This is a genomic window from Methylocystis sp. (assembly GCF_051061225.1).
Taxonomy (GTDB): domain Bacteria; phylum Pseudomonadota; class Alphaproteobacteria; order Rhizobiales; family Beijerinckiaceae; genus Methylocystis.
This window is the reverse complement of sequence record NZ_JBPFEB010000019.1, coordinates 1-4,589: the sequence shown is the minus strand read 5'-3', so window position 1 is coordinate 4,589 and position 4,589 is coordinate 1. Positions and strand designations below refer to the sequence as shown.

Genomic DNA, 4,589 nt, shown 5'->3' with positions numbered 1-4,589 from the left:
GGATCAAGCACCAGCCGGGCGACCTCGCGCCGGATCTTGGCCGCCGCCCGGGCCATCATAAGATTGCGGCGCGGCCGAACGTCTTGATTGTCTAGGCTAGGAGGGTTGCGGCGGCCGAGCCAGCAAGGGGTAGCGTTGCGTCGGCTCAGCCGCCTTCGCTTACTAGCGCGGCGGCTCCCGAGGCCACAAGATTGGGAAACCGGACGGCGATATTTCTCATGTATTCGTAATGCGACAAACCGAAGGGGCTGGCATCAATTAGGACCTAATCGACGAGGCTACCCGTGCTGCTGCTGCTCGAATTGCCACTGATCGCGGTCGACCAAGCCCGCGCTGAAGCGCGCTGTACTGGTTGCCACCCGGGGCATGCAACGGACAGGACGTGCCTGAGGAAATTGCTGAGGACGCCTTGGAACTCTTGAGAAAGGGTCTTGAGCCATCAGCCTCTCGGCGAGGGCGCAGACCCTTCTAGTGGCCAGCAGCACAACTATGCCCACGCGGCGGCCGGGCGTCGATGAATTCATCGTGTGTTTGTGGGGACGTCACGCGATGTCGCCCGTGCACGGCATTCCAACAGCCAAATGACGGCGGCCGCGAGGTTTTCCGCCACGAAGGTGGGCCGTTGAGGGAGACGCGCCTCCTGTCCTGTCTGGTACTTTCCTGTCCGGACAAGAACGCCCAGCAAGCCTGCGGCCATCGCGCCGCCGACATCGGCTTCGGCGTCATCGCCGATCATGGCCACCCGACCGGCGGGGCGATGGAGCCCGGATACAGCAAGACTGAAAAACGTCGGCGAGGGCTTGCCCAGCACCAACGCCTCACGGCCAGAGGCAAATTCGAGCCCCTTCACGAAGGGGCCCGCATCTAGGCTCAATTCGCCATCGCGGTCGAGAAAGCACCGGTTTTTCGCCAACGCCAGGAAGACGGCCCCGCCGATGATCTTGCGATACGCGCGGTTGAGAAGGTCGTATGTGAAAAACTCACCTGCGTCGCCTATGACTACCGCTTCCTCGTTCCTTGGCGGAATGTCGGCGAACTCCTCCTGGAGATCGGGGTGCGTAACAAGAAATGGCATGAGGTCTCTTTGGAGCAGGAAGGATCGCGCCAAAGCCGCAGGCGTGTAGATTTCTTCAGGCGAGACCGAGAGCCCCAGGCGCGATAAATCCTCGACGATGCGTCGGAGGGGACGTCTTGTCGTGTTCGTCACGAAGCGGAAAGGAAGCCCCGAGGCTCGAAGCCTTTTGATCGCTTCCAGCGAGCCCGGCAAGGCCGCGTCTCCCACGTAAACAACGCCATCAAGATCAATCAGCACGCCTTCGAGGGCGTTTATGGCTCCGTGGCTCGCTGGAACAGCATCCATGAAAATCCTCCTGAATATCAAGGCGCCGTCGACGGCTTGTCGACCGTTGCCCCCCGGATGACGCGTGTCTGACGATGGCGGCGGCGTGGGATCCCAAGAGATAGGTGGCGATGCCCGGACGATGCGATCCGAGCGTGATCAGGTCGGCAGGCCAATCGTTCGCCTCGGCAAGGACCTCCGAGGCAACGCCTCCAAAGCGCACGATCGACGAAACACGCTCCTGCGCGTATTCAACCGAATCCGCCAGTTCTGAAATCTTCTCTTCTGCGGCGAGCCGCAGTCGGTCGCCGAGGTCGACCGGGACGTAGTCCGCAAAAGCGATTGGAACCGAGAACTGAACATAGACAAGCCGCAGATCGGCGTCCGAAATTTTCGCCAAAGCCAAAGCCAAAGCCAAAGCCAAAGCCGCCAGAATTGCGGCCTCGCTTATTTCTGGGTCGGCAAGATCGACTGGAAGGAGGATCTTCTTAAACATCGCGGCGTCTCGAGGTCGCTGTGCCCAACTGGGTAATCTAGAGCGAAAACCTCTGCGTCGTTCAGCCATGCCGGCAGTCCGGAGACGCCAATTTGCAAGCTCGGCAAAATGGTGGCCCATCTCTTCAAGTAGCGACGACTTCGCGAATCTGTTTGGCTGCCGCATCCAGAAGGGCTTGGGCGAGATCAGGGTCGTTGACGGCGCGCGATAGCGTCACCGCGCCAACCATCAGAGAGAGGACGGCCATGGCCTTGCCCTTGGCCTCCGAATCGTTGGTTTCGGCAACCAAGCGGCCAAGGACTTCAAGATGCGCCTTGATGCCGGCTTCGAATGACGCCTTCACCTCGCCGCCCTGTCTGGAGGCGTCTGAGGCGAGCGCCACGAGAGGGCAGCCGTCCATCTTTTTCTCGCGATGGCCCATACTGAGGTAGAACGCCATCACCGCGCCAAGCGGATCCTCGGGTTTGGCCGCGATCGCGGCCGACCATCGGGTGAAGGCGCTCTCCAAGGCTCGCCTGGACGCCTGTGCGGCCAAGTCCTCCTTTGACGCGAACTGCTTGTAAAAGCCGCCTTGGGTCAGCCCGGCGCCCTTCATCAGATCCTTAAGGCCGATGCCGTCAAAGCCGTGCTCCCGAAAGAGGCGACTTGCCACACTGATTACAGTCTCGCGGTTTTCCGCTGCCTGAGTGCGACTCACCCGCATCCCGACCTCCATTTTTTAGATTGCGTTCGAAATCTATCCGAGATAGAGTTCGAATACAATCTAATTTTTCTTTGAGGAGACGGGTATGAAAAAGAGACCCGCTGTTGTGCTGGGGGGCCTCCTCATGGTGTCGGGAGCGGTCGCGCTCGCCACAGTTTCGATCCGCACCCAGGTAGCCTCGGCCATGAGCGACCCGAGGCAGGAGCCGCCGGTCGTCAAATTGGCGGCCGCAACGCCGGTGAACGGATCTGAACGCGGCTTCACAGGCGTCATAGGGGCGAGGGTGCAGAGCGATCTCGGCTTTCGCGTCGCCGGTAAGATCGTTGAACGGCTTGTGAATGCCGGGCAGCAGGTCAAAGCCGGTCAGCCGCTGATGCGGATCGACGAAACGGACCTACGCCATGCGCTCACCGCGAAGCGTAACGCCGTCGCAGCGGCCCGCGCCTCCGTCACCCAGCTGGTCCCGGATGAGCGGCGATACGCCAAGTTGTTAAGCGAAGGATGGGTTACCCGACAGCGCTACGAGCAGGCGAAAGCCGCATCAGATTCGGCCAAGGCGCAACTCGCGGCCGCGGAAGCCGAGGCGCGGGTCTCCGAGAACGAGGCGGCCTATTCTGTCCTGGTGGCGGACGCCGACGGAACGGTAATGGAAACGCTTGGCGAACCGGGACAGGTCGTCTCCGCCGGCCAAACCGTGGTTCGGCTTGCACAAGCCGGCCCCCGCGAAGCGGTGGTCTCGCTTCCCGAAACGATCCGACCGGCTATTGGCTCGGCGGCCGAGGCCAGCGTGTATGGGGGCGACGGGCGCCGCTATACAGCGCATCTCCGGCAGTTGTCGGATTCCGCCGATGGTCAGACCCGCACGTACGAGGCGCGCTACGTGCTCGATGGCGCGGCTTCGGCGGCGCCCCTTGGCGCCACGGTGACCATTCGATTGGCGAGCAAGGCGAGCCGGCCGGAAGTCCAAGTGCCGCTCGGAGCAGTGCTCGATGATGGCCGGAAGACCGGCGTTTGGGTCTTCGACAGCGCCACCTCGACCGTTCACTTTCGACCCGTCAAGCTTGTGCGTATTGCCAGTGAAACCGCCGTGATCTCCGGACTGAGTTCTGGCGACCCGGTTGTTTCCCTCGGCGCTCATCTTTTGCAAGACGGCGCGCGCGTCAGGACTGCGTCTGAAAGCAGGGGCGGCCAATGAACCTCAATCTTTCCGCGATCGCCGTTCGCGAACGGGCCGTCACCCTCTTCTTCATCCTCCTGCTGGCGGCGGCGGGCGCCTATGCCTTTGTCATGCTCGGGCGGGCGGAGGACCCCTCCTTCACCATCAAGACCCTGACGGTCACGACGGTATGGCCGGGGGCGACGGCGCGCGAGATGCAGGACCTGGTCGCCGAACCGTTGGAGAAGCGGCTTCAGGAGCTGACCTGGTACGACCGCGTGGAGACGACCACACGGCCGGGTTACGCCTATATGACGGTCACGCTGAAGGACAGCACGCCGCCATCAGCGGTGCAGGAGGAGTTCTACCAGGCTCGTAAGAAGCTCGGGGATGAAGCCCGCAAGCTGCCGCCCGGCGTGGTCGGCCCTTTCGTCAATGACGAATATTCGGATGTGAGCTTCGGTCTCTACGCTCTCAAGGCGAAGGGCATGCCGATGCGGGAGCTCGCAAGGCAGGCCGAGACGATTCGCCAGGACCTCCTGCACGTGCCGGGCGTCAAGAAGATCAATATTCTGGGCGAACGTCCCGAACAGATATTCGTTGAGTTTTCCTACGCCAGACTGGCGACCCTCGGCGTGTCGGCGCAGGATATTGTCGCCGCCTTGCAGAGGCAAAACACTGTCACGCCAGCGGGCTCGATCGACACACAGGGGCCGCAGGTCTTCATCCGGATCGACGGGGCCTATGACAGCGCCCAGGCGATCGCCGATACGCCAATCGTGGCGGCGGGGCGCACGCTGAAGCTCTCCGACGTCGCCGAGGTCCGCCGCGGCTACGAGGATCCTCCCACCTACCTCATCCGACACCAGGGCGAGCCCACCATCATGCTCGCGGC

General features: G+C 62.4%; 5 protein-coding genes. 2 read left to right on the top strand and 3 right to left on the bottom strand.

Features of this window, described 5'->3' with window-relative positions; translation table 11 throughout:
• Window positions 1–520: 520 nt before the first annotated feature.
• The 3 genes from ACR652_RS04005 to ACR652_RS03995 all read right to left on the bottom strand — a co-directional run bounded on the left by ACR652_RS04005 (window position 521) and on the right by ACR652_RS03995 (window position 2,538).
• A complete protein-coding gene (locus ACR652_RS04005) occupies window positions 521–1,360 on the bottom strand; it encodes a TIGR01458 family HAD-type hydrolase (protein WP_434505231.1) in 840 nt (279 codons plus the stop codon).
• Window positions 1,302–1,835 (bottom strand): universal stress protein, encoded by a 534-nt coding sequence (locus ACR652_RS04000; protein ID WP_434505230.1) that lies wholly within the window; start codon window positions 1,833–1,835, stop codon window positions 1,302–1,304. The genes ACR652_RS04005 and ACR652_RS04000 overlap by 59 nt, the downstream gene beginning before the upstream one ends.
• Before the next feature lie 124 nt (window positions 1,836–1,959).
• Window positions 1,960–2,538, bottom strand: coding sequence for a TetR/AcrR family transcriptional regulator (locus ACR652_RS03995; RefSeq protein ID WP_434505229.1), 579 nt, complete (start codon window positions 2,536–2,538; stop codon window positions 1,960–1,962).
• A gap of 85 nt (window positions 2,539–2,623) precedes the next feature.
• Here ACR652_RS03995 and ACR652_RS03990 point away from each other — a divergent pair, with 85 nt between their 5' ends.
• Both ACR652_RS03990 and ACR652_RS03985 read left to right on the top strand, forming a co-directional pair.
• The gene (locus ACR652_RS03990; RefSeq protein ID WP_434505228.1) at window positions 2,624–3,733 is read left to right on the top strand and encodes an efflux RND transporter periplasmic adaptor subunit; all 1,110 of its coding nucleotides are present in this window, start codon (window positions 2,624–2,626) and stop codon (window positions 3,731–3,733) included.
• On the top strand, window positions 3,730–4,589 hold an 860-nt coding region (locus ACR652_RS03985), incomplete at its 3' end, for an efflux RND transporter permease subunit (RefSeq protein ID WP_434505227.1). The genes ACR652_RS03990 and ACR652_RS03985, both read left to right, overlap by 4 nt.